The following is a 25,763-nucleotide window of genomic DNA, read 5'->3' on the forward strand; positions in this document are numbered from 1 at the left end:
AGTATTGCTTTTTTGTTTAAATTCGTTTAGTTAGATTGTTGATTATTAACCAAAACCATTACTAGATTATGAATGCATTTATGATTTACTTGCCAATTGTTATGGCAATTTTAGGATTACTTTTCATGGGAATAAAAAGGACTTGGGTTTTAAAACAAGATGCAGGCGACGGAAAGATGAAAGAGATTTCAGATCACATTTACGAAGGCGCCCTCGCATTTTTAAAAGCAGAATATCGATTACTAACCTTTTTTGTAATTGCTGCAAGTTTAGTTTTAGCCGGAATATCTTTTATTGTTCCTACCACACATATTTTAATAGTAGTAGCGTTTATTTTTGGAGCATTTTTCTCAGCATTAGCCGGAAATATGGGAATGAAAATAGCAACTAAAACGAATGTCAGAACAACACAAGCCGCTCGTACAAGTTTACCGCAAGCTCTAAAAGTTTCTTTTGGAGGTGGAACTGTAATGGGGCTAGGCGTTGCGGGTTTGGCAGTTTTAGGACTAACAGGTTTTTTCATTATTTTCTTTCAAATATTCATGAATGGAGTTTGGACTTCATCTCAAGATATGACTAAAGTTTTAGAGACTTTAGCAGGATTTTCACTTGGAGCAGAATCTATCGCCTTGTTTGCAAGAGTTGGTGGTGGAATTTATACAAAAGCAGCCGATGTTGGTGCTGATTTAGTAGGTAAAGTTGAAGCCGGAATTCCGGAAGATGATCCTCGTAATCCTGCAACAATTGCAGATAACGTAGGAGATAATGTGGGAGACGTTGCCGGTATGGGGGCTGATTTGTTTGGTTCATATGTGGCAACTGTTTTGGCTGCAATGGTTTTAGGAAACTATGTGATCAAAGATATGGGTGGAAATATTCAGGATGTCTTTGGTGGAATCGGACCAATTTTGCTTCCAATGTCAATTGCAGGTTTCGGAATTTTATTCTCGATTGTCGGAACTACGTTAGTAAAAATAACAGATGAAAATGCTAAAGAAGCACAAGTTCAAAAAGCATTAAATATTGGAAACTGGGTATCGATTGTTTTAACTGCAATCGCCTGTTTCTTTTTAGTAAAATATATGCTTCCAGAAGTAATGACAATGGAATTTTTTGGTGAAGGTTCTCAACAAATTTCGTCACTGCGAGTTTTTTATGCCACATTGGTCGGATTAATAGTTGGTGGCGCTATTTCATCAGTAACAGAATATTATACAGGATTAGGCACAAAACCGGTTATGGCGATTGTGCAAAAATCTTCGACAGGAGCAGGGACAAACGTAATTGCAGGTTTGGCAACAGGAATGATCTCTACTTTTCCAACAGTATTATTATTTGCTGCTGCAATCTGGATTTCGTATGCTTTAGCAGGATTTTACGGAGTTGCACTGGCAGCTTCTGCAATGATGGCAACAACGGCTATGCAATTAGCAATTGATGCTTTTGGGCCAATATCTGACAATGCTGGAGGAATTGCCGAAATGAGCGAATTACCAAAAGAAGTCCGCACAAGAACCGATATTTTAGATTCAGTAGGAAACACAACCGCAGCAACCGGAAAAGGTTTTGCAATTGCTTCTGCAGCATTAACTTCATTGGCATTATTTGCAGCGTATGTAACTTTTACAGGAATTGACGGAATCAATATATTTAAAGCACCAGTTCTGGCAATGTTATTTGTTGGTGGGATGATTCCTGTGGTTTTCTCAGCTTTGGCTATGAATTCTGTAGGAAAAGCTGCAATGGATATGGTTTACGAAGTACGTCGTCAGTTTAAGGAAATTCCAGGCATTATGGAAGGTACAGGAAAACCTGAATATGGTAAATGTGTTGAGATTTCGACAAAAGCCGCTTTACGCGAAATGATGTTACCGGGAATTTTAACCATTGGTTTCCCGATTGCAATTGTGTTATTAGGAAAATTAGTTTATGGAGATAACAACCAATTGATTGCTGAAATGTTAGGAGGATATATGGCAGGCGTTACAGTTTCAGGAGTGCTATGGGCAGTTTTTCAAAACAATGCCGGAGGAGCCTGGGACAACGCTAAAAAATCTTTTGAAGCCGGAGTTTTAATTAATGGTGAAATGACTTATAAAGGTTCTGATGCACACAAAGCAGCAGTAACCGGAGATACAGTTGGAGATCCGTTTAAAGATACTTCAGGACCTTCAATGAACATCTTAATTAAATTAACTTGTTTGATCGGATTGGTAATTGCTCCAATTTTAGGAGAAGGACATTCAACTTCAGGAATTGCAGAAAAAGGTGCTTGCTGTAAAATGGAAATGCATGCAGGAACTCCTTCTAAATGCGGAAATTTAGCTATGCTAACCAAAGAAGAATGTATTAAAATGTGCAAAGAAAAAGGATGTTCTGCAGAAGAAACGGCAAAATGTTTGGCGCATTACGATGCAAACGGGAAATATCCGAATCAAAAAACAGATTGTTTTGATACAAGAAAATACAGCAAAAACAGAGTTGAGGTAAATTTATCTACGACCAATGGTGTAACAGTTGGAACTGTAACCAAAACCGAAAACGGCACAACAACAACAGAAGTTTTTGAAGGTACAGAAGCTGACGTAAAAGCGAAAATAGAAGCTGTAAAATAAAAACAACTTGATAGCTTTGTCAAAGTTTAAAACTTTGACAAAGCTTACCCAAAGTTAGTTTGCACATTTTTTTCATCCCTCGTTCCTCGGGATGATAGATTGCGGTTATTAGCTGTCAAATATTAAACGTTGATAAAATAAACAAAAAATGCCTCTAAAATTTTAGAGGCATTTTTACATTAGTGTAAATTCGTGAAATTCGTGTTTTCTAAAACAACCCATTCAATTCAGCATCAATTCTATTAATGATGTTTCCTAAATCTTCGGGATTATCAACGAAATTGATATTATCAACATCAATAATCAATAATTTTCCTTTTGAGTAAGTCTGAACCCAGGCTTCGTATCTTTCGTTCAAACGGCTTAAATAATCGATAGAAATAGAGTTCTCGTATTCGCGTCCGCGTTTGTGAATTTGACCTACTAAGTTTGGAATAGAGCTTCTTAAGTAAATCAATAAATCAGGAGCTTTTACCAATGATTCCATCAATTCAAAAAGTGAAGTATAATTTTCGAAATCGCGACTTGTCATCAATCCCATCGAATATAAATTGGGAGCAAAAATATAGGCATCTTCATAAATTGTTCTGTCCTGAATGATTTTCTTTCCGCTTTCGCGAATTTGCTGCACCTGGCGAAATCTGCTGTTTAAGAAATAAATCTGCAAATTAAACGACCAACGCTCCATCTGGTGGTAAAAATCATCCAAATACGGATTATCAACAACATCTTCGTAATGTGGTTCCCATTTAAAATGTTTGGCTAATAATTTAGTCAAAGTAGTTTTTCCAGCGCCTATGTTTCCTGCTATTGCTATGTGCATTACGGTGTTACGATTTTATAATTGGTAATTTCTTTAGTTGTAAAAATAGATAAAATTTGGTCTTTGTAGCAGAATTTATCAAAGGTTTTTTCTAAAACTTCGATTTCAGAAACAGTATTCGAATTTGTATCAGAAATGTCTTTAAAATACAACAAATTAGCCTTGCTAAAAATGTATTGATGATTGTTTATAATTTCGAATTTTTCAAAATCGGGCACTTTTCCCAAAGCCGTTGTTTTCCCGAAAATATCGCAGGAAAACCAATTATTCTTTTTATCAATCCAGTAAAAAGTATTAAAATCAGTTTGATAATATTTAATGGTTTCTGTTAATGGCGTAGAAACCGTTTTGTATTCATTTTTTAAATAATCAAAAAGGCCAATTTGCTGGTTTAACGTATTAAAAATCCATAATTGATTTTGGGTAGACATACCAATTGCCGGAACAACAATGGGGATATTGTTTTGAGAAAAATTAATTTCCGTCATTTTATTCAATTGATTGTCAAGTAAAACAACAGTATTAAAATCTTCGTAAAATAAAACAATTTTCAAAGGATTCAGAATATCTACTTTAGTAATATTTCCGAGAGAAACGCTTTTGTATTCAAAAACCTCATTTCCTTTTACTTTGCTGAAAACATTGTTTTTTATCTGATAGGAAAATCCAAAAGAATCATAACCAATAAATTCATCAGCATCTAATTTAAAATGAGAGATTGAAGTGGCATCTAGTTTTTGGTTTTGCGCAAAAACAGAGACAGTACAGCCGATAAATAATAAAAATAAAATACGAACTGTTTTGCCCATAAGATTAAGATTTCAGAAGAGCCAAATTACAAAAAACTACCCGATGAACAGCCTAAATAAGACATATTTACGTGAATTTGAGTTTTACCCTTTCTAAATCGTAATAGTCTAACTAATAGGCAATTTTGTCTATACCTTACAGCAATTGATATATTTAACTTTCAGTATTTTAAAATAAATAATACATTTGAATGTAAGTTTTATCGGATTTACTCAATTTTAAACAAAACGAAATGAAAAAAGTAATTATATATATGTCTTTGATCCTTGTATTTACTCAAATGCAGGCTCAAAAAGATTTTCAGGGAATGGCTGTTTATGAGTCAAAAACGCAGGCGCCAAAATTTGAAGGTATGCGAGGCGGTAATCGGGATATTACGCCAGAAATGCAAAAGAACATGGAAGAGCGAATGAAAAAAATGCTGGAGAAAACGTTTATTCTGAATTTTGATAAATCGGCTTCTATATATAAAGAAGAAGAAAAACTGGACGCGCCCGGACAACAAGGCGGCGGAATGCGAGTAATGATGAATTCGTTTATGGGCGGCGGCGGAACTTTTTATAAAGATGTAAAAACGAAATCATATACAGTTGATAAGGAATTTATGGGAAAAGAATTTCTCGTTGTTGATTCCTTGCCAAAATTGAATTGGAAATTAGAACAGGAAACCAAGCAAATTGGCGGTTACAATTGTTACAAAGCTACGGCTGTAAAAGAAGCCAGTAAAACTGATTTTAGAAATTTCAGGCCTAAAAACAACGACGATAAAAAACCGGAAGAAAAGAAAGATGAAGCCAAAAAAACTTCGGGAGAAACAAAAACCAACTTTGAAGATAATTTTGAAATGCCAAAAGAAATTATCGTAACAGCTTGGTATACACCTGAAATTCCGGTGAATCAGGGACCGGAAAACTATTGGGGTTTACCAGGTTTAATTTTAGAAATAAACGACGGAAGAACAACGATTTTATGTTCGAAAATTGTTTTGAATGCCAAAGAAAAAGCAGAAATAAAACCATCTAAAAAAGGAAAAGTAATTTCGCAAAAAGATTATGATGAAACCGTAATTAAAAAGATGGAGGAATTTAGGGAAATGAATCGTGGTCGTGCAGGCGGACCACCTCCAATGATGGGAAGATAAAGCTTCAAACTTCTAAAATTTCAAATTCCAAAATTATTAAAATGAACAAAATACTTTGTTTCGTAGCCTTTTTATTGACTTCTGTTTCCTTTTCTCAAAGTGTCCGTTTTGATGGATTCATTCAGGACGAGCAGAAAAACCCGTTAGAAATGGCCAATATTATGGCTGTAAATTCGGCTACAAAAGCTATGGATTCATACGGAATTACAAATGATAAAGGAAGATTTCAGCTTACTCTGAAACCTAATGCATCTTATATCGTAAAAATCAGTTATCTCGGAATGAAATCGAAAGAAATTACTATTTCGACAAAGACTGAAAATATAGTACAGAACATTGTCATGGATGGCGCCGGAATTGAATTGGAAGGCGTAGAAATTGTGCGTGAAATGCCCGTTTCCATAAAAGGCGATACCATTGTTTATAATGCAGATTCTTTTAAATCGGGAACAGAAAAAAAGCTGGAAGATGTACTGAAAAAACTTCCCGGAGTTGAGGTAAATGCTGATGGTGAAATTGAAGTTGAAGGAAAAAAAGTAAGCAAATTGATGGTTGAAGGCAAAGATTTTTTTGACGGAGATACCAAACTCGGTGTTAAAAATATTCCTGCCGATGCCATTGATAAAATTCAGGTTTTGCGAAATTATAACGAAGTCAGCGCCTTAAAAGGTTTAGAAAACGATCAGGATAATGTGGCGATGAATATTAAACTGAAAGAAGGCAAAAAGAACTTTTGGTTTGGTGATGTTACCGCAGGAATTGGAGTTGGAGAACTCGATAGCCGATATATTATTAACCCGAAACTATTTTATTATAGTCCGAAATACAGTATAAATTTAATCACCAATTTTAATAATATTGGAGAACTGCCGCTTACGGCGCAGGATTATTTTAAGTTTACGGGAGGTTTTAAAAATATGATGAAAAAGGGCGGAAGTAATTTTAATATTTCTTCGAATGATATTGGGATTTCGCTTTTACGAAACAATCGCGCCAAGGAAATTGAAACGAAATTTGGAGCAACAAATTTTGCTTATTCCGTTACGAAATCCTGGAATATTAGTGGTTTTGGAATTCTTTCTTCTTCAAAAACAGATTTGGAAACCAAGTCGCAAACTACCATTTTAGATTCTGGCGATCAGCAAAAACGAGATGAATTAACCCATCAAAAAAACAATTTGGGTCTTTTTAAACTGAGTTCAACATATAAACCAAATGATAAATTTCAATTTGATTATGACATCTTAACAAAATTATCAAAACAAGATGAAGACACCAATTTGTTGCGGGAATCTGTTGTTGATAATATTTCGGATATCGAAACTATTTTAACGAATAAAAAGCAGGATCCAACATCGGTAAATCAAAATTTGAGTTTGTATTATACGCAAAGCACCAAAAATATTTTTGCTTTTGAAATGCAGCATCTCTATCAGGATGAAAATCCGTTTTATAATGCCAATTTAAGAACACAGCCTTTTGATTTGGAAGGCTATGTTTCCGGACAAGACAGAAATGATCTGAATCAGGATCGTTTTGTAAAAACCAATAAAATCGATGCAAAACTGGATTACTATTATATGGTAACGCCAAAAAGCAACATCAACATTACATTTGGAAATACCTATTCACATCAAAATTTTAATTCTCATATGTTTCAGATTTTGGATAACGGTGATAAAAATGACCTGAATACTTCGGAAAATAACAATCAGGTAAATTATAATTTTGATGATGTATTTTTAGGATTTCATTATAAAATATTGACAGGGAAATTTACATTAACACCCGGATTTAGTGTGCATTCGTATGCAATGAAAAACACGCAGCTAGGAACTGATTATTCTCAGAATTTCACAAAAATATTGCCTGATTTCTTTGCTCTTTATCAAATTAAAAAAGCAGAAACGCTAACTTATAATTTCTCTCTGTCAAACGATTTTACAGATGTTAATCAATTGGCTTCCGGTTATGTTTTATCTGATTACAGTAGTTTGTTTAGAGGAAATCGTTTTCTGGAAAATGCTACTTCACAAGTGCATACGTTGCGATATTTTAAATATAATATGTTCAATTTTGAAAATATTTTTGCGAATGCAACTTATACTAAAAAAGTAGATGCAATAAAAACAGCGGCAGAATTTACTGGAATTAATCAGTCATCGGTACCGTATAATTCAAATTTGGCAGATGAAACTTTTTCCGGAATGGGAAATTACGGTCGATCATTCCTGAAAAATTATAAAGCTTCTGTAAATGCAAGTTTCAATTGGTCGAAGTTTAATAATATTCAAAACAATCAATTAGCAACAACAGAAAGTTTTGTGCAGAGTTATACTGTAAAAGCTTCAACAAATTATAAAAACTTGCCTAATATCGAGTTTGGATACAATGCGTTAATCAATAAATACAGTGGTTCGACCTATTATACAGACAAACCTTTTGCGAGATTGGATTATTATTTTCTGAATAGTTTTTCGTTTGTTTCAGAATATGAATTTTACCATTATTACAATGGCAATAAAACAGTCGATAACGAGTATGATTTCCTGAGTGCCAGTTTAATTTATCAAAAAAAAGACAGCAAATGGGAGTATAAAATATCGGCTACAAACTTGCTAAACACTACCTATTTAAATGATGACAGTTTTTCGCAGTTTTCTACAAGGGTTTCTCAGTATACTGTGCAGCCGCGCTATATTATTTTTTCGATGAAATATAATTTATAGTATCTATTAAGTATCTATTTTTGGATTTAAGGCAATTGATTTCGATAATAATCAAATATCTTTACGTTTAATATTAACAAGCCAAAATTTATATTATGCGCAATTATATATGGAGTTTCTTATTGTTTTTTTGTGTAGTGTTTCCTTCTTTCTCTCAAACAAAAACAATAGAAAAAGGAACTTATATTTCTACAAATAAGGGTCAGAAAATCAAATTAAACTTATTAGACAATAATAAATACGAATTGGTTTTTTACTCTGGTGACTACAAGATTAAAGGCGATTCTTTAATATTTATTCAAAGTAAAAAGGTTGAAAATCCTTTTAACCTTACTTATAAAAACGACAATAAATCCCAAAAAATTAAAATTAAGTTTGTAGATCCTTCTTTCTATTCATTTTATATAGGAACTCAAAAAGGGTCTGAAGCTGTTCAATATGAAAGACTTTCGGATATTAAAACCAAGCTGGATCCTGAATGGACTAATATCGACGTAGAATTTGAAATTGATCGTACCGATTATTTATATTTAGTATTCGAAGAATATGAGGCAAAGAGTACAATTTCAAAATTTGCTTTGCCAAAAGACGTTTCAGAAATCACCATTAAATATGAACTTAATGAAGTAAATGATTTAAATCTGGCCGGTTTTTATGATAAAAAAACAAATGAATTGCAGATTGCAGAACATGCAGGAAAAAATCCTCTGACCTTTATAAATTCAAAAGATGCGCAGCCTGATGTAGCATCAAATGTTACGCCAATTGAAAATAAAAGTGTTTTAAAATGGACATATCCCGGAAAAGAACCTTTAGTTAGCGATGATTTTGGAGTTGCTGTAGATAGTGCTGCAACAGTAGATTATGCTTCTAAATATGATTTTAAATTTAAAGTCGAAAACAATTTAAAAAGTGCTATTGCTGCAACTAAAACTGCAAAAACGAAATTTTTGATAGTGTATGCCGATGGTAAAAATCCTGCAGCAAAAGCTGATTTTGATGCAGTATTAAAAGATCTTGAAGAACAGGTTGGGTATTATATGTATGATGCTTACAATGCGCAATATGATGTTTTTAATTATTATTTGGCTACAGCCGATGATAAAAAATGGCTTAAAACCGCTAAAATTTCTGACAGTCCTGCTATTGTAATATTAAATGGAGATGGAGATGTTTTGGCAACCGCTAAATCGAATTTATTAGATAAAAAATCAGAGTTAAGTTATTATGATGAGTTTGCCAAAAAACTGCAAAGAGCCAATGCATTTTTTGCTTTTGCTAAAGTGGTGAAAAATAAAAAAACAACAGATGCTGATGTTATTTCGGCTTTTCATAAAGCTTCAATGCTTGATATACCGTATGAATATGAAACAACAACAGATACAGTTACAGCACAAGTAAATCCGGCTGATTTTAACATTGCAAAAGTTACTCTGGATAAAAAAGAAGTGACTCAGATTTGGAAAAAATTAATTGAATCACACCAAAAAGATACAAAACCAAGCAGAGAGTTGGTAGAAACGATCTTGAGAGAAATAAAAAACGTAGGTTTCACGAAACAGTTTTTTAATGAAGAGCGTGTTTTTAATGATACCGATTTCTTAGCAATTGATTACTTGTTAAAGCATTACGACGCCATTGAAAAAATGAACATAGAAGATGAAAACGGAAATGCCTTAGCATTACTAAAAGGAAGTTTAAGTTTTGAAATTTCATCGGCTTTGCAACAAAATAGTTATGTAACGCAAGAAGGCGTTGAAGGAAAAGCAAATCAAAATAAAATAATTGCGATCTACAAAAAGTTGATTGCAAGTGGTAAAGGAAATTTTGATTGTTATAAAAATTACTTTGACTATTTGAATTCAGATAGTCAAAACAGTGTAGATGATGTTGCTTTCTTAAAAGAGTTTAAATCTTATTTTGATTCGAATTTATCAACTGAAAAAGGAAATGCTATTGAGAGATTAGACAGCATGTTTGCGACATTAGATACTAATTCTGATTATTCTTATAACGGATGGAATTCATTTAAAGATTACCATTCCAATCTTGCGAATAATGCTGCCTGGGCAACAGTATTAAAACCTGCAAATAATAGTTTCATAAAAGATGCTATAAGTTGGTCAGAGTATAGTTTAATTGTAACTAAAAACAATCCATATTATTTAGATACATTAGGGCAGTTGTATTACAAAGACGGTCAAAAAGATAAAGCGATCGCAACTCAAAAGCTGGCAGTTAAGTTTTTAACTGCTGAAATTGATGAACAAACTGCCGTTGAAATTCGCGAAACATTAACTAAAATGGAAGACGGAACGTATTAGAGTTTTAAAATTCGTATAAAAAAGAACCCGACAAGATTTTACTTTTGTCGGGTTCTTTTTTTTATTTTTTAATACCAATCATTACTTTTATCTGGTAGTTTTCTAAGATTTTTTTGTTGTTTTCGATCTTACCATTTGCGCTAATATACGTTAGTAAAATATTGTATTTTGAATTTTCTATCTTTTGATTAATTTTTACGGCTGAATTATCGTAATTATTTCTACTCTTAAAGGCTGAATTTGAATTAACAAAATCATTTATTTTTAATGGAATTATATCCTCATTGATCTGTAAATTACGATCGTATTTTTGTTGTTGTGATAGTATTGAATAAGGTGTGTTGCCGATAGTGATACAATCTTTACAATCAAAAGAGATGCTGCTATGGATTGTAAAACTAAAATCATATCCATGAATATTTTCAACGGCATTATCATTTCTTTCATAGAAATAATAACTAAAAGAATCGTTTAAATCGTCTTTTCGATCATATTCAGATCGATATTCAAAACCTAAACTTTCCATAATTTGATGTGAATCCGGATCTTTATCTTTTTTATAAAGTGCGTCTAATTTTTTGTCAGCGTACGGCAACATAACTTCAAAACCATAATTTCTCTCCAAAAAATAAACAATGCTGCTCAATTCCTGTTCTTCTTCAAAAGTCAGTTTTGTTTTTTTATCCTTTTGCATGTAACTTTCAAATCGGGATAACTGACTGTATTTTGAAACAGAATTGGCACTTTGCGGACCAGCAATTGAAAACAACCCGGCGATGCACATACTTATCGGGATGAATTTTATTTTAGGATGCTTTTGAATTAAAAAATAAGCTACAACAACCGCAAGCCAAGTTGATAATAGCAAAACATAATAACGTTCGTGTGTAAAACCGTAAAGATTAATTCGGTATAAAATAGCCCAGAATAATAAACCTAATAATGGAATTAATAAAAAATAAAACCATCGGCTAAAAGTTCGCATCCAAAGATTTCCGCTTTCATTTGCGATTGGGTGAACGAGTAAAAAGGAAAGAATACCAGTAATGGCAAATGCTAAAACTAAATAAGAAACCCAACCAACCGGCAATGAAAGCGTAATAAGAATTTTGGCTTCGTAACAAATTAAAATTACCAGATAAAGACTTATTAAAGGCAATAAAACATATTGCGTAAAGTTTTTAAGTCCTTTTGGATAATTTAACTGAAGCGGAACTTCATGATTATCAATTTCAGGAACTCCGTTTAAAAAGAAAATGGTATTGAAGATTCCGCCAATAATGAAAAAGATATAAAGGTAAATATTATCGTAAAAATCAAATTTAAATAGTTTTTCGACAGCTAAAATTGCCAAAGCCAAACCGCAATAAAGTACAAAGCTATATAATCCAGAAGTTAAAATCCTGAGAAAAAGCTGTTTATTGAATTCCCAAAACTCTTCCTGATTGTACTTTTTTGGTAAAAAACCAGCAAAGGAAACCAAAAGATGCAGCGCAATATTAAGAACAAAAAACTGCTGAAATTCTGTATCTATCATTCGGTCTCTAAAACTAAAAACAAAAGCGACAACCAGCGATCCAAGAATTAGACTTGTGATAAAACGTAAAATGTTTTTTTTGTTCGAACTAAGAAAAAACAAACTCACAGAAAGAAACAGAACCAAACATAAAGAAGAACTCAATAAAGCTTTTTCGAAAAAATGTTTTTTGGGATTGCTGTAATCAAACTCATTAAGTATGATGGCAAAAATAGTTCCCAGAATTGCTGTAATGGTTTCTAAAGGAAATCTAAGAACTGTTTTTTGTATTGCATTTAATACGTTTTGTAACGAAGGAAGTTTGCTCATTTTTGGGATGGTTAATTTCACACTAAAGAAAAGCAAATGCAAACTAATAACCAAATAAAAACCCCGATCTCTAAACGAATAGAAATCGGGGGTAATATAAGTAAGATTAAAAAGAAATGGACTGTGAAGTCTAAGAATTAATAACCGTTTGAATTAAAAATTAAAGTCCGAATGCAGCTTTTACTTTGTCTACAAAATCAAGTTTTTCCCAAGTAAACAACTCAACAGTTACAGTTTTTGAATGCCCGCCCGGAGCAGCAAAAGTTTTAGTAACAACCTCTGGTTTACGTCCCATGTGTCCGTAAGCAGCAGTTTCGCTATAAATAGGGTTTCTTAATTTTAAACGTTGTTCGATAAAGTAAGGACGCATATCGAATAACTCTTCTACTTTTTTAGCAATTTCACCGTTAGTTAAATTTACTTTAGAAGTTCCGTAAGTTTCGATAAAAATACCCATTGGCTGTGCAACACCAATTGCATAAGAAACCTGTACAAGGATTTCGTCAGCAACACCTGCAGCCACTAAGTTTTTAGCGATATGACGTGTAGCATAAGCAGCACTTCTGTCTACTTTACTTGGATCTTTTCCAGAGAAAGCACCACCACCGTGAGCTCCTTTTCCACCGTATGTATCAACAATGATTTTTCTTCCTGTTAAACCAGTATCTCCGTGAGGTCCTCCAATTACGAATTTTCCTGTTGGGTTAATATGGTAGTTGATTTTATCATTAAATAAATGAGCGTGAGCTGGATTTTTAGCGATAATTCTAGGAATCAAAATTTCGATAATATCTTTTTTGATTTTAGCAAGCATTGTAGCTTCTTCATCAAAATCATCGTGTTGAGTTGAGATTACAATCGCATCAATACGAGTTGGTTTGTTATCATCGCTGTATTCTAAAGTTACCTGAGATTTAGCATCCGGACGTAAATAAGTGATTTCATTATTTTCGCGTCTTAAAATAGCTAACTCCTGTAATAATTTATGAGATAAATCAAGAGCCAAAGGCATATAGTTTTCTGTTTCGTTAGTTGCGTAACCAAACATCATTCCCTGATCTCCTGCACCTTGTTCTTCTGGCTTAGCTCTGTCTACACCTTGATTAATATCAGCAGATTGTTCATGAATTGCTGATAAAATTCCACAAGAATTTGCCTCAAACATGTACTCGCTTTTTGTATATCCAATTTTACGGATTACTTCACGAGCGATTTGCTGCACATCAAGATAAGTATTCGATTTTACTTCTCCGGCCAAAATTACCTGACCAGTTGTAACTAAAGTCTCACATGCTACTTTTGAGTCAGGATCAAATGCTAAGAAGTTATCAATTAATGCATCCGAAATTTGATCTGCAACTTTGTCTGGATGCCCTTCACTAACAGATTCTGACGTAAATAAATAAGCCATAATAATTATTAAATTAAAATTAAGCGAGGAAAATAATTGCTGAAAAAGGCTAAAGGAGAATTCCTGCTTTAGCATTTTTTACTACTGAAATCAATCTTTCAGTATTCATAACGAACCGTTTCATTATGAAGAGGTTGCAATCAGTTCAAATTTTTCCTCTGTATTCGGGTGCAAAAGTACAAAACCATTTTGATTTGCAAATTAAAGTTGAACATTTTTTCTTTTTATAAGCAGAAATTTAACATATCATACTAATTTGATAGGGTAATGGAAAATAAATCAATTTTTGTTTGGTGGATTGAAAAAAAGTTCTCACATTTGCCAAACAAAACAAGAACAAAAATGAATTTAGTTATTAAAAATATGTGTTGCATGATGCCGGAAACTTCCGCAGAGTGCACTATTGTTTAGTATCTAAATCTAAAAATAACAATAAGACCTCTGCAAATCGCAGAGGTTTTTTTTTGATCAAAATTTAATTAAACCATATAAATGATGTAAGAAAATATAAGTGGAGTTTCAAAATAAAACTAAAATGAACTTATATCACTTATATGGTGAAAACAAAAAAATAAAATGAATTCAGTAGTAAATAAAATGATGATGTGTTGTAAGATGTCGATGTGCATCCAGACCTGCTATTGCCGAAAGTGAAAGATAAAATCTTTGTTATAGTTTCAACTATAAGCCCTTTTGGTAAGCCATCCGAAAGGGCTTTTTTTATTTCCAACAATTAAAATTAAAAATCATGAACACACTAGATATCAATACAATCGCATTTCAATACTTATTAAGAACAGATTCTCAAAAAAACAATAATGCTGAAGAAACCAATAAAGTTTTACAGTATAATCCGGAACAGTATATGAAAAGTCAAAAATCATTACTGTTTCAAATGTATGATCTTGAAGAAGAGGAAGACTTTGTTTAAATCTATTTCAATATCTATTTCAAAAATAAAATTCAATTACAATATAAAATCTATTTAACAATATTTAAAAACTAAGAAATCATGAGCACACAAAAATTCGCAACAAACGCACTACATGCAGGACACGACGTAACTAAAAACGGAAGCACAAGAGCAGTGCCAATTTACCAAACATCGTCATACGTATTTAATAATGCTGATCACGCTGCCAATTTATTTGGCCTTGCCGAAGCCGGATTTATTTACACCAGATTGAATAATCCAACAAATGATGTTCTGGAACAACGTTTAGCAGCGCTTGAGGGCGGAATTGCAGCCGTAGTTACAGCATCTGGAGCATCGGCAATTGCGACGACTTTCCTGACTTTGCTAAAAGCCGGAGATCATATTGTGGCTTCGAATAGTTTATACGGAGGAACTTATAATTTATTAAAAGTGACTTTGCCTCGTTTAGGAATTACAACCACATTTGTGGATCCTGCAAAAGCAGAAAACTTCACCAAAGCGGCAAAAGAAAATACAAGAGCTTTCTTCGTAGAATCGTTAGGAAATCCAAAATTGGATGTATTGGATTTGAAAGCAATTTCGGCGGAAGCCAAAAAATTTAAAGTGCCGTTTATTGTAGATAATACTGTCGCGACTTCTTATTTGTTAAAACCAATTGAACACGGAGCGAATATCGTAATTCACTCTTTAACTAAATATATTGCCGGAAACGGAACTTCATTAGGAGGAGCGATTATCGATGCCGGAACTTTTGACTGGTCTAACGGAAAATTCCCTGAATTTACAGAACCTTCTGCCGGATATCACGGATTAGTGTATCACGAAGCCTTAGGCAAGGCTGCTTTTATTGCAAAAGCTAGAATTGAAGGATTGCGTGATTTCGGATCTGCTTTGAGTCCGTTTAATGCTTTCCAGATTATTCAGGGATTAGAAACATTGCCAATTCGAATTAAAAAACACAGCGAAAATGCTTTAGCTCTTGCCGAATGGTTAGAGAAACAAGATGAGGTGGTTTGGGTAAATTATCCGGGTTTGAAAAACAATAAATATTATGATTTAGCCAAACAATATCTTCCGGAAGGACAGAGCGGAATTATCACTTTTGGATTAAAAGGAGGTTTTGAAGCGGCTAAAAAAGTAGTAGATCAAACGAAATTATTCTCATTGCTGGCCAATATTGGTGATACAAAATCATTAATTATTCACCCGGCAAGTACAACGCACCAACAACTTACAGATGATGAACAGCTAGAAACGGGAGTTTCAAAAGATTTGATCAGACTTTCCGTTGGAATCGAAGATATTGAAGATTTAATCGCAGACTTGGAAACTGTATTTGCAAGTGTTACACAATCGCAATACAGCATCAATAAAAATTAGGTTTTTTTGTTTTTTGTTTGAAAAATTGCCTTTAGCGAGTGAGTTTTTGCTAAAGGTGATTTTTTATGAGAAAAGCATTCAGTATAAAAGTTTTGAACCATATAAGTAGAGACGCACAACAGTGCGTCTAAATTATAATCGTTGACACATTATATGAACTTATATAACTTATATGGTTTAATAAATTAAAATTAAAATTATGTCAAAGCTTAAAATAAATATTATCCTTTTCGGAATTGGAAATATCGGAAGCACTTTGATCAATCAGATAATTGAAAGTCAGGAATTTTTTCTGCAAAGTAAAAACATCGATTTTCATTTTCCGATAATCACCAATTCTACCGTTGCTTTTTTCGAGAAAGAAGGCGTTGGATATGCCTGGGAAACCAATTTTGTGCAATTGGCCATTCCGTTTAAAGTAGAAGATATTATAGAATTTGCAAAAGAAAACGAATTTGAAAACTTGATAGCTGTTGATGCTACGGCGAGTGATGAATTGATAAGTCATTATAATACATTGATTCAAAACGGATTTAATATTGTAGCGGTAAATAAAAAGGCAAATACACTTCCGCTTGATCTTTATAAAGAAATAAGGGAAAATCTTAAAAAGTACGACAAAGAGTTTTTGTATGAAACATCGGTTGATACCGGATTTCCGGTTTTGCAGACTTTGAGAGATTTGTATTATTCGGGAGAAAAAATAACCAGGATTCGGGGTGTTTTCTCTGATAATCTGAGTTATGTTTTTAATCGATTTTCGAATGAAGAAACCACTTTTTCTTCTGTTTTAAAAGATGCCAGTTTGTTAGGATTGATGCGTTCTACTTTTAAAGAAGATTTATCCGGAAATGATACGGCAAAAAAACTGCTCATTCTGACCAGAGAAATTGGAAAGGATTTTGAACTGTCGGATATTAAAATCAATTCTATTATTAAAGAAGAACATTTAGAGAAAAACGGAATTCTTGATAAAGAAGCGATTGACAGGTATTTTAAAATTTCAAAAATCACCCAGGCCGATAATCATGTCTTAAGATACGTTGGCGAATTTGATGTAGAGAAAAATACATTGGAAGTGAAATTGGTTTCAGAATCTGCAGCATCGGCAATTGGACAATTAAAAGGTTCTGATACTATTTTTGAAATCTACACACAATCATATGCCGATGTTCCAATCGTAATTCAGAGTGCTTCGGCTTGTAAACAGGCAATTTCAAGAGGAATTATAACTGACATCTTAAAAGTTGCCGAAAAAATTAAAAATAAGGAAGCAGTTTGGCTTTAAAACCAAATTAAAAAATGCTTTGAAATGTTCTTTGATAAACTGATTTGTGGAAATATTAAGGTGTAAATCAATTATTTGTAAGTTTTTACCTCTGTTTTGTGTAACAAAAGTTTTGTAAGATGTTTTATATCGAAAAAAAGTAGTTTTTTGTCGGATTTTCGTATTAATTTATTGTTTTTTATTTGCGTAATTAAAATAATATTGCCATATTTGTTAAACCCAAAAGCTACTGAATCAATGAACTTAAATGTCTATAAAATGTTTTGCGCCATTTCGGTTAAAACCGTTGGGAAGTCTTTTGCTTAAATTGTAAGAAAACAATAAAAACATATGCAAAAGCCTCCCGATAATTTTTTTGGAGGCTTTTTAATTTTATAAGAAAATGCAAGAATTTAAAATAATAAATAAATCACAGATGAATAAATCCCTACAGATGAACAAGATGTTCTCTGTCGCATTTATTTGCGTATGCGTCTGTTGATACTAAAAGAATATATGAGTTTGAAAAACTTAAACCCTTTTGGTATCCTGATCCAAAAGGGTTTTTTTATTTCATTTGGCTTCTTAACAAAATAATAAACGAATAGTAAACATAATAACACACAACAAACTAAAACTTAATATCATGAGTACATTAAACTACATCGCAAAAACATTTTCAACATTGAAAAACAGAACTAAAAGAAACAATCCGCCGCCGCCAAAGAACGAATTGATCCATCCAAGGTTCGGAATAACTGAAACAGATAAAAAAGAAGAGAAAAAAGAGCCAAACTCTTTATTGTTTTTGATGTACTCAAAAGAAAATGAAACGCTTTTTATCTAAATCGAAAAGCATCATAGAATAAGGGAAAACCTGCTTAATTTTACTGGGCAAATTGTTCGGTAAATTTTTGCGTACAATAGTTTTAGTTTGAATTATGTTTAAGAAATTGAGCAATCAGTTTCGATAAAATTTGTTTGTTTAAGAAATTAGTAGTTAATTTGCACCTTTAAGTTCAAAAACGTATTGAAATGTTATAAAGAAAGGACGAGGGATTAGACCCGATGAATCCTTAGCAACCCTTCGGTAAAGCGAAGAAGGTGCTGCATTCTACCACGCCAAACGTGGAAAGATAACAACAAGAATTTTTCTAGTTTCATACTAGTTTTTTCTTTCTAATATTTCCAGATACAAATCAATAATACAACAGATTTGAAATTGGAAAATATACCAAACCCCATTAGCATACAAAATTTCACCACCGAAAATGGTGCACTTTACCGTTCGTTACCTTTAAGCTTTACCGTTTTTGGTTTGCCATTATATAGCGCGCCTATTGTTTTGGTCAATCATGCTTTGACAGGGAATGCTCAGGTTACAGGCGAAAATGGCTGGTGGAATGACTTAATTGGCGAAGGAAAAACAATCGATACAGAAAAATACTCAGTCCTTGCATTCAACGTTCCAGGTAACGGAACCGATTCTTTTATCATCGAAAATTACCAGGATTTTACAACCAGAGATATTGCCAGAATTTTTCTTGAAGGACTTGATGCCTTAAATATAACTCAGGTCCATACTATAATTGGTGGTTCTGTTGGCGGTGGAATTGCCTGGGAAATGCTGGCATTAAAACCAAACATTACTCAAAACCTGATTCCAATTGCAACAGATTGGAAATCGACAGACTGGATGATTGCCAATTGCTTTTTACAGGAACAAATCCTGAACAATTCATCAAGACCAATTGAAGATGCCAGAATTCATGCCATGTTGTGTTACAGATCTCCGGAATCATTCAAAGAAAAATTTCAACGTACGACAAACCCAAATCTTTCTGTTTTTAATATAGAAAGCTGGCTGGCACACCACGGAGACAAATTGCAAAAAAGATATCAATTGGCTTCTTATAAACTAATGAACCAATTGCTTAAAACCATAGATATTACTCGAAATAGTGAGAGTTTCGAAACCTTAATATCAAAAACAAATGCTACAATTCACATTATCGGAATTAATTCTGACTTATTTTTTACGGCAAAAGAAAACAGAGAAACTTATCAGGAATTAAAAAAGTTCAAAGACAATGTTTTTTATAACGAAATAGATTCTGTTCACGGACATGACGCTTTTTTAATCGAGTACAAACAATTAGATCATTTACTTGCCGATATTTTTAAGGCAGAAACAATAGCAAAATAAAATGAAAGTATTAAAATTTGGAGGTAAATCATTATCAAACGGAGAAGGACTTAACAAAGTTGTCTCAATTATTTCAGATAAAGTAAATCAGGGCGAACAAATTGCCGTTGTAGTTTCTGCCCGCGGAAATGCTACAGATGAATTAGAATATATTTTAAAAATTGCTGCCAAAAACGGAAATTATAAACCATTATTCGAAAACTTTAAAATCTATCAAATTTCAGATTATCCACAAGTTGATTTATCTGAAGAGTTTACTATTTTAGAAAAACTTTTTGAAGGTGTAAGCTTAATTGGCGATTACAGCAATAAAATTAAAGATCAGATTTTGTCAAAAGGCGAATTGCTTTCGGCTAAATTATTGACTTCGATTTTAAAAGAAAAAGGAATTCCGGCCAATTTTGTTGATGCAAGAGAATTGCTAAAAACAGATTCTAAATTTGGTGATGCACAGCCTCTGGAACAGCTTTCGAAGAAAAATGTTGTTAATTATTTTAAAGAACATAACGGCTCAACCGTAAACATTGTAACCGGTTTTATTGGTTCAAACAACAATAACGACACCACAACTTTAGGAAGAAACGGCAGTAATTACACCGCTTCTTTAATTGCTAATTACTTGAATGCCGAAGAATTACAAAACTTTACACACGTAGACGGAATTTACACAGCTAATCCAGATTTGGTTGCAGATGCTAAAAAAATCGAATTTCTTTCATTTAACGAAGCAAACGAATTAGCCAATTTTGGAGCAACAATTCTGCACGCAAAAACGATTATTCCATTATTAGAAAAAAACATTCCACTTCGTATTTTAAATACTTTCAATCACGAAAATCGCGGAACTTTAATTACTTCAGATTCTGCAAAAGAAGGGATAAAAACACTTTCAGTATTAGAGAATGTTTCTCTTGTAAATCTTGAAGGTCGCGGATTACTTGGAAAAGCCGGCGTTGATGCCCGAATTTTTAAAGTAATGGGCGATCACAATATCAGCGTAAGCATCATTTCGCAAGGTTCTTCAGAAAGAGGAATTGGTCTTGTAGTGGCAACTGATAAAGCGACAACCGCAATGGTTGAATTAGAAAAAGAGTTTGAAAATGATTTTTATTCTAAAGATGTAAACCAGATTACAGTAACAGATAATGTATCTGTAATTTCAATTATTGGTCAGGATTTGAGCACTTTCCATAAACCTTACACGGCATTAATCAAAAATAAAATTGTTCCGATATTGTTTAACAACACCGTTACGGGTAAAAACGTGAGTTTGGTGGTTAAAAAAACGGAGCTGCATAAAGCGTTAAACGTAATTCACGGAGAGATTTTTGGAGTTTCTAAAAAAATCAATATCGCGATTATAGGTCATGGTTTAGTTGGCGGAACTTTAATCAATCAGATTTTAGAATCAGCATCAGCTATTGAAAAAAGAAAAGATGTTCGATTGAATGTTTTTGCAATTGCCAATTCTAAAAAATTACTTTTAAATAAAAATGGCGTAACTTCAAGCTGGAAAACTGACATTGAAAAAGAAGGTCTTGCTTACACCATTCAGGATATTATTGCTTACGCCAATCAGCATCATTTAGAAAACCTAATTGCGATTGATAATACGGCAAGTGCTTCATTCGTAGAAAATTATATTCCGTTTATAGAAAGCAGTTTCGACTTGATTTCTTCAAATAAAGTTGCTAATACATTAAGCTATGGTTTTTATAAAGAATTGAGAAAAGCTTTGGCAGAAAACCAAAAGAATTATTTGTATGAAACCAATGTTGGTGCAGGATTGCCATTAATTGATACAATAAAATTATTACATCTTTCGGGCGAAAATATCACGAAGATAAAAGGAGTTTTCTCTGGTACTTTGAGTTATTTATTCAATAATTTTTCTGCAAAAGATGTTCCGTTTAGCGAAATTTTAAAAGAAGCAATTGATAACGGATACACAGAACCAGACCCACGTGAAGATTTATGCGGAAATGATGTGGGAAGAAAATTATTGATTTTGGCCAGAGAATTAGATTTACAAAATGAGTTTGAAGAAATCTCGATTCAGAATTTAATACCGGAACATTTACGTGATGGAAATGTTTCTGATTTCTTGACAAAACTAAAAGAATTCGACCCAATTTACGATAAAATAAAAGCCGATCAAAAGCCAAATCACGTATTAAGATACATTGGCGAATTGTCTGGAGATTTGCAAAATGACAAAGGGAATCTGGAAGTAAAATTAGTTTCTGTTCCTTCAGATACTGCCTTAGGCGGATTAAAAGGTTCTGATTCTTTCTTCGAAATTTATACAGAATCTTACGGAGATCGTCCAATCGTAATTCAGGGAGCCGGTGCAGGTTCTGCGGTTACAGCGAGAGGAGTATTTGGAGATATTTTGAGATTGTCAGATAAAGGATAATATCGATTTTAGATTACAGAGTTTAGATTACTGATTTGAGCTCAAACAAAAACAAAAAACAAATAAAATGAAAGTAACCCTAAACAGAGTAAACGACGCGTTTCATTTCAAACTAAAAAATGAAAGAGGTCATGTAGTTGATGTTGATAGCAGAGCCGAATTTGGCGGAAGCGATTTAGGTGCAAGTCCGATGGAATTAGTATTAATGGGAGTTGCAGGATGCAGTGCTATTGATATGATTTCGATTTTAAAGAAACAACGTCAGGAAATAACATCCTTTAATGCTGAGGTCGAAGGCGAGCGCGTGCAAGTTGACGAAGCAAAACCTTTTAAAGAAATCAATGTCGTTTTTTATTTAGAAGGCGATATTAATCCTGAAAAAGCCCAACGTGCTGCACAGCTTTCTTTCGAAAAATATTGTTCAGTTGCCAAAACAGTTGAGCCAACAGCAACAATTAAATACAAAGTTGTGTTGAACAACGAAGCTTTATAATTAGAAAATGAGTCAATTAGAGAATTAGATAATTTTTAGATGAAGATTAACTAATGCTCTATAAAGTTTAAGTTTTAAGTTCTTGTTTTAGGCAATGCAGAAAACTTGAAACTTGAAACATGAAACAAGAAAAACAAACAAAATGAACGAACAAGAATTTGGTTTTGAAACACAAGCCATCCGTACACATTTAGAAAAAACACAATTTCAGGAACATTCAACTCCTTTGTATTTATCATCGAGTTTTGTATTTGAGGATGCCGAAGATATGCGAGCCTCTTTTACAGAAGAAAAAGTCCGCAATATTTACTCTCGTTTCAGTAATCCAAATACCACAGAATTTGTTGACAAGGTATGTGCAATGGAAGGCGCCGAAGCTGGTTATGCTTTTGCAACCGGAATGGCAGCGATATATTCTACATTTGCCGCTTTATTGGATTCTGGCGATCACATTGTATCTGCAGGAAGTGTTTTTGGGTCTACGCATGCGTTGTTTATGACTTATTTCCCAAAATGGAAAATTGAAACTTCTTATTTTGATATCAATAAACCAGAAACAATAGAAAGTTTCATCAAGCCAAATACCAAAATTTTATATGCAGAAACGCCAACAAATCCAGGTGTCGATGTAGTAGATTTGGAATTATTGGGGCAAATAGCAAAAAAGCATAATTTGATTTTAATAATCGACAATTGTTTTGCCACGCCATACATTCAGCAGCCTATTAAATATGGCGCTCACATCGTGATCCATTCAGCAACAAAATTAATCGATGGTCAAGGACGTGTTTTAGGCGGAGTTGCAGTTGGAGAAGCAGAATTGATTCGTAAAATATATTTGTTTTCAAGAAATACAGGACCGGCAATGTCACCATTTAATGCCTGGGTTTTGTCAAAAAGTTTAGAAACTTTGGCGGTTCGTGTTGATAAACATTGTGAAAATGCTTTAAAAGTAGCGGAGTTTTTAGAAAATCACCCAAATGTAGAAAGCATTAAATATCCGTTTTTAAAATCGCATCCAAAATATGAGATTGCCAAAAAACAAATGCTTTTAGGAGGAAATATCATTGCCATTGAAATTAAAGGCGGAATCGAAGCCGGACGAAAATTTTTAGACAAGATAAAATTATGTTCGCTTTCGGCAAATATTGGAGACGTGAAAACTATTGTAACGCATCCAGCTTCAACAACGCACAGTAAATTGTCTGTTGAAGAAAAGCTCGCAGTAGGAATTACAGAAGGTTTAGTGCGTGTTTCTGTAGGTTTGGAAACTGTAAAAGATATTATCGCCGATTTAGACCAGGCGCTTTCTTAGATAATTGTAGATTTCTGATTTTAGATTTAAAACTAAATCAGAATTAAATATAAATAACGATTTTTAGCTGTAATTCTATTACTGTTAAAAATCGTTATTCTATTTTGTAATAGTTTGAGTAAAAAGTATATTTTTGTTTGAATTAAAATTTAAATCTATTTAATAATCATAAACTTAAAACCAAACCAAACATGAGTAACTCTACTTACATTATTGACGAAGAATTGTTCGCTTCTAAAGGAAGCCGTATCCTAAATTATATTTTAGATATTATTTTTATTATGTGCTTAATATTTGCTTTAGCTTTCATATTGGCCATCTTAGCTGGTCTTTTTCAATGGAACGGAATATTACTTTGGTTAAGTGATATGGGTGATCTTAGTGGCCAGGTAGTTTTTATTGGAGTTACAATTTTTTATTATACAATTACAGAAGGGTTTTTAGGAAGATCATTGGCAAAACTTATTACAGGTACAATTGTGGTAAATGAAAACGGTGAAAAACCATCTTTTGGTACTTTTTTGAAAAGAAGTTTATGTCGTTTAATTCCATTTGAAGCTTTTTCTTTTTTAGGTGATTCAGGTAGAGGTTGGCATGATACAATATCTGATACATATGTAGTTAACAAAAAAGATCTGGCGGAAAATTTAAAAACGTTTCATGAGTTTAATTTAATTGGAGTTCAGGAAGTAGAAGCGTAAAGAAGGAATGAAAAATATAAAATTAAAAAACACCGATCAAAAGAGTAGTGACTTTATCTATATTCTTGAAAAGAAATTATTAACTTCTGATCGTGATCGTTTTTTTAACTGTATTATTGATTTTGTCTTTATACTTGTCACAATATTCATGGTTACATTTGTTATTGTAATTATAGGGAATATCTTGCAATGGGATATCTATAGAATGTGGGAAGAAACTTTGATTAGTCTTGGATTCATAGGAACGTATCTTTCTTTTGCAATGGTCTACTATTTTATTTTTGAAGGTCTCTTTGGTAGAACTTTAGGTAAAATTATTACGGGCAGCGTTGTAATTAATGAGTATGGTCTAAAGCCGGGTTTTGGCGCAATTTTCAAAAGGACATTAAGTCGTCTTATTCCTTTTGATGCTTTATCTTTTTTGGGAGAATCAGGAAGAATGTGGCATGATTCTCTTTCTGATACATATGTTGTTGAGAAAAACATATTAGAAGATCAAATGAAATTGCAGGAATTGAATTTAATTGGAACTGAAGATATAATTTGATAGGCTAAGTAGAATTTAAATCTTATTCTGTGATTATTCTCATATAAAAAGTATATTTTTGTTGTTTAAAAATATGAAGATTTGTGATTTAGCTAAAAATCTAAACTCAACAATTAAAATATAAAGAAGTGCTTTCAAAGAAAACAAAATACGGAATTAAAGCTTTAACTTATTTGGCCAGACGCGAAAACAACGAGCCTGTACAAATTGCCGAAATTGCCAAAAGTGAACATATTTCGATTAAATTTCTCGAAAGTATTTTATTATTGCTAAGGAACTCTGGTTTTTTAGGTGCAAAAAAGGGAAAGGGCGGAGGCTACTATCTGATAAAAGACCCGAAAGACATTAGCATGGCGAAAGTCTACCGAATTCTTGAAGGACCTATTGCATTGTTGCCTTGTGCGAGTCATAACTTTTACGAAAGATGCGATGATTGCGATGATGAATCTACATGCGCTGCAAGACGTTTAATGACTGAAGTTCGTGATAATACGCTTAAAATTCTTGAAAGTAATTCATTGGCAGATATTGCATTTTAGTCAATTTCTGTTCTCAATAGAAAAAAAGACCTTTTCAGTAAATGGAAAGGTCTTTTTATTTTTGTCCTGCAAGGTTTTCAAAACCTTGTAGGTATGGAGTAGTACGAAACCTGTACAGAAAGAAAAAAATTACCACGGAGAACGCAAAGTTTTTTAAATAGGTTAAGTTTAGTAAAAACACAAAGTTCACAAAGCTTTGCGTACTTAGCTTGTGTAAACACAACTTAAATCTTAGTGAACTCTGCGAAAAACCTTTGTGATCT

At 32.9% G+C, this 25,763-nt stretch carries 19 protein-coding genes and 1 riboswitch; of the genes, 15 read left to right on the forward strand and 4 right to left on the reverse strand.

Features of this window, described 5'->3' with window-relative positions:
- Positions 1-68: 68 nt before the first annotated feature.
- On the forward strand, positions 69-2,615 hold the full coding sequence (locus BUE22_RS09895) for a sodium-translocating pyrophosphatase (protein WP_073394892.1): 2,547 nt from the start codon (positions 69-71) through the stop codon (positions 2,613-2,615).
- Between the two features lie 208 nt (positions 2,616-2,823).
- On the opposite strand, the gene BUE22_RS09900 is transcribed toward BUE22_RS09895, so the two are convergent.
- Together BUE22_RS09900 and BUE22_RS09905 are read right to left on the reverse strand one after the other, a co-directional pair.
- Entirely contained in the window at positions 2,824-3,438 is a 615-nt protein-coding gene (locus BUE22_RS09900) for a deoxynucleoside kinase (protein ID WP_042566144.1), read from the reverse strand.
- Positions 3,438-4,247 (reverse strand): hypothetical protein, encoded by an 810-nt coding sequence (locus BUE22_RS09905; RefSeq protein WP_073394893.1) that lies wholly within the window; start codon positions 4,245-4,247, stop codon positions 3,438-3,440. The genes BUE22_RS09900 and BUE22_RS09905 overlap by 1 nt, the downstream gene beginning before the upstream one ends.
- Positions 4,248-4,480: 233 nt before the next feature.
- Between BUE22_RS09905 and BUE22_RS09910 the strand changes: the two genes are divergently transcribed.
- The 3 genes from BUE22_RS09910 (at position 4,481) to BUE22_RS09920 (ending at position 10,442) form a co-directional block, all read left to right on the forward strand.
- Positions 4,481-5,389, forward strand: coding sequence for a GLPGLI family protein (locus BUE22_RS09910; RefSeq protein ID WP_073394894.1), 909 nt, complete (start codon positions 4,481-4,483; stop codon positions 5,387-5,389).
- A 41-nt stretch (positions 5,390-5,430) separates the two neighbouring features.
- Entirely contained in the window at positions 5,431-8,118 is a 2,688-nt protein-coding gene (locus tag BUE22_RS09915; RefSeq protein ID WP_073394895.1) for a TonB-dependent receptor, read from the forward strand.
- Between the two features lie 95 nt (positions 8,119-8,213).
- On the forward strand, positions 8,214-10,442 hold the full coding sequence (locus tag BUE22_RS09920; protein WP_073394896.1) for a hypothetical protein: 2,229 nt from the start codon (positions 8,214-8,216) through the stop codon (positions 10,440-10,442).
- Positions 10,443-10,503: 61 nt separating this feature from the next.
- On the opposite strand, the gene BUE22_RS09925 is transcribed toward BUE22_RS09920, so the two are convergent.
- Together BUE22_RS09925 and metK are read right to left on the reverse strand one after the other, a co-directional pair.
- On the reverse strand, positions 10,504-12,288 hold the full coding sequence (locus tag BUE22_RS09925; protein ID WP_073394897.1) for a DUF4153 domain-containing protein: 1,785 nt from the start codon (positions 12,286-12,288) through the stop codon (positions 10,504-10,506).
- 160 nt (positions 12,289-12,448) lie between these two features.
- Complete coding sequence (gene metK, locus BUE22_RS09930) at positions 12,449-13,699, reverse strand: methionine adenosyltransferase (RefSeq protein WP_073394898.1); 1,251 nt, start codon at positions 13,697-13,699, stop codon at positions 12,449-12,451.
- Between the two features lie 748 nt (positions 13,700-14,447).
- On the opposite strand from metK, the gene BUE22_RS09935 reads away from it, so the two are divergent.
- The 11 genes from BUE22_RS09935 to BUE22_RS09985 all read left to right on the forward strand — a co-directional run bounded on the left by BUE22_RS09935 (position 14,448) and on the right by BUE22_RS09985 (position 25,500).
- Positions 14,448-14,630 (forward strand): hypothetical protein, encoded by a 183-nt coding sequence (locus tag BUE22_RS09935; protein WP_073394899.1) that lies wholly within the window; start codon positions 14,448-14,450, stop codon positions 14,628-14,630.
- Between the two features lie 81 nt (positions 14,631-14,711).
- Positions 14,712-16,016 carry an O-acetylhomoserine aminocarboxypropyltransferase/cysteine synthase family protein gene (locus tag BUE22_RS09940; protein ID WP_073394900.1) on the forward strand — a complete coding sequence of 435 codons (1,305 nt, stop codon included), beginning with the start codon at positions 14,712-14,714 and terminating at the stop codon, positions 16,014-16,016.
- A gap of 199 nt (positions 16,017-16,215) precedes the next feature.
- Positions 16,216-17,304: a homoserine dehydrogenase family protein gene (locus tag BUE22_RS09945; protein WP_073394901.1), complete on the forward strand. Its 1,089-nt coding sequence runs from the start codon at positions 16,216-16,218 to the stop codon at positions 17,302-17,304.
- A gap of 625 nt (positions 17,305-17,929) precedes the next feature.
- Positions 17,930-18,130: a hypothetical protein gene (locus BUE22_RS09950; RefSeq protein ID WP_042566154.1), complete on the forward strand. Its 201-nt coding sequence runs from the start codon at positions 17,930-17,932 to the stop codon at positions 18,128-18,130.
- A gap of 188 nt (positions 18,131-18,318) precedes the next feature.
- A riboswitch (SAM riboswitch) is annotated at positions 18,319-18,426 on the forward strand.
- Positions 18,427-18,505: 79 nt separating this feature from the next.
- Positions 18,506-19,489, forward strand: coding sequence for an alpha/beta fold hydrolase (locus tag BUE22_RS09955; protein ID WP_243396782.1), 984 nt, complete (start codon positions 18,506-18,508; stop codon positions 19,487-19,489).
- Between the two features lies 1 nt (position 19,490).
- Positions 19,491-21,905, forward strand: coding sequence for a bifunctional aspartate kinase/homoserine dehydrogenase I (gene thrA / locus BUE22_RS09960; protein ID WP_073394903.1), 2,415 nt, complete (start codon positions 19,491-19,493; stop codon positions 21,903-21,905).
- Between the two features lie 67 nt (positions 21,906-21,972).
- Positions 21,973-22,398 (forward strand): OsmC family protein, encoded by a 426-nt coding sequence (locus tag BUE22_RS09965; protein WP_042566157.1) that lies wholly within the window; start codon positions 21,973-21,975, stop codon positions 22,396-22,398.
- 142 nt (positions 22,399-22,540) lie between these two features.
- Positions 22,541-23,713: a trans-sulfuration enzyme family protein gene (locus BUE22_RS09970; protein WP_042566294.1), complete on the forward strand. Its 1,173-nt coding sequence runs from the start codon at positions 22,541-22,543 to the stop codon at positions 23,711-23,713.
- Between the two features lie 191 nt (positions 23,714-23,904).
- A complete protein-coding gene (locus BUE22_RS09975) occupies positions 23,905-24,414 on the forward strand; it encodes an RDD family protein (protein WP_073394904.1) in 510 nt (169 codons plus the stop codon).
- Positions 24,415-24,421: 7 nt separating this feature from the next.
- On the forward strand, positions 24,422-24,961 hold the full coding sequence (locus BUE22_RS09980; RefSeq protein WP_073394905.1) for an RDD family protein: 540 nt from the start codon (positions 24,422-24,424) through the stop codon (positions 24,959-24,961).
- A gap of 128 nt (positions 24,962-25,089) precedes the next feature.
- Positions 25,090-25,500, forward strand: coding sequence for an RrF2 family transcriptional regulator (locus BUE22_RS09985; protein ID WP_008466594.1), 411 nt, complete (start codon positions 25,090-25,092; stop codon positions 25,498-25,500).
- The last annotated feature ends 263 nt before the right edge of the window (positions 25,501-25,763 follow it).

It is taken from the genome of Flavobacterium pectinovorum (assembly GCF_900142715.1).
Taxonomy (GTDB): Bacteria; Bacteroidota; Bacteroidia; order Flavobacteriales; family Flavobacteriaceae; genus Flavobacterium; species Flavobacterium pectinovorum.

Excerpts from the sequence above, each read along its gene's own strand:
- BUE22_RS09895 (WP_073394892.1), top strand. The coding sequence starts at position 69 with ATGAATGCATTTATGATTTACTTGCCAATTGTTATGGCAATTTTAGGA.
- BUE22_RS09900 (WP_042566144.1), bottom strand. The coding sequence starts at position 3,438 with ATGCACATAGCAATAGCAGGAAACATAGGCGCTGGAAAAACTACTTTG.
- BUE22_RS09905 (WP_073394893.1), bottom strand. The coding sequence starts at position 4,247 with ATGGGCAAAACAGTTCGTATTTTATTTTTATTATTTATCGGCTGTACT.
- BUE22_RS09910 (WP_073394894.1), top strand. The coding sequence starts at position 4,481 with ATGAAAAAAGTAATTATATATATGTCTTTGATCCTTGTATTTACTCAA.
- BUE22_RS09915 (WP_073394895.1), top strand. The coding sequence starts at position 5,431 with ATGAACAAAATACTTTGTTTCGTAGCCTTTTTATTGACTTCTGTTTCC.
- BUE22_RS09920 (WP_073394896.1), top strand. The coding sequence starts at position 8,214 with ATGCGCAATTATATATGGAGTTTCTTATTGTTTTTTTGTGTAGTGTTT.
- BUE22_RS09925 (WP_073394897.1), bottom strand. The coding sequence starts at position 12,288 with ATGAGCAAACTTCCTTCGTTACAAAACGTATTAAATGCAATACAAAAA.
- metK (WP_073394898.1), bottom strand. The coding sequence starts at position 13,699 with ATGGCTTATTTATTTACGTCAGAATCTGTTAGTGAAGGGCATCCAGAC.
- BUE22_RS09935 (WP_073394899.1), top strand. The coding sequence starts at position 14,448 with ATGAACACACTAGATATCAATACAATCGCATTTCAATACTTATTAAGA.
- BUE22_RS09940 (WP_073394900.1), top strand. The coding sequence starts at position 14,712 with ATGAGCACACAAAAATTCGCAACAAACGCACTACATGCAGGACACGAC.
- BUE22_RS09945 (WP_073394901.1), top strand. The coding sequence starts at position 16,216 with ATGTCAAAGCTTAAAATAAATATTATCCTTTTCGGAATTGGAAATATC.
- BUE22_RS09950 (WP_042566154.1), top strand. The coding sequence starts at position 17,930 with ATGAGTACATTAAACTACATCGCAAAAACATTTTCAACATTGAAAAAC.
- thrA (WP_073394903.1), top strand. The coding sequence starts at position 19,491 with ATGAAAGTATTAAAATTTGGAGGTAAATCATTATCAAACGGAGAAGGA.
- BUE22_RS09965 (WP_042566157.1), top strand. The coding sequence starts at position 21,973 with ATGAAAGTAACCCTAAACAGAGTAAACGACGCGTTTCATTTCAAACTA.
- BUE22_RS09970 (WP_042566294.1), top strand. The coding sequence starts at position 22,541 with ATGAACGAACAAGAATTTGGTTTTGAAACACAAGCCATCCGTACACAT.
- BUE22_RS09975 (WP_073394904.1), top strand. The coding sequence starts at position 23,905 with ATGAGTAACTCTACTTACATTATTGACGAAGAATTGTTCGCTTCTAAA.
- BUE22_RS09980 (WP_073394905.1), top strand. The coding sequence starts at position 24,422 with ATGAAAAATATAAAATTAAAAAACACCGATCAAAAGAGTAGTGACTTT.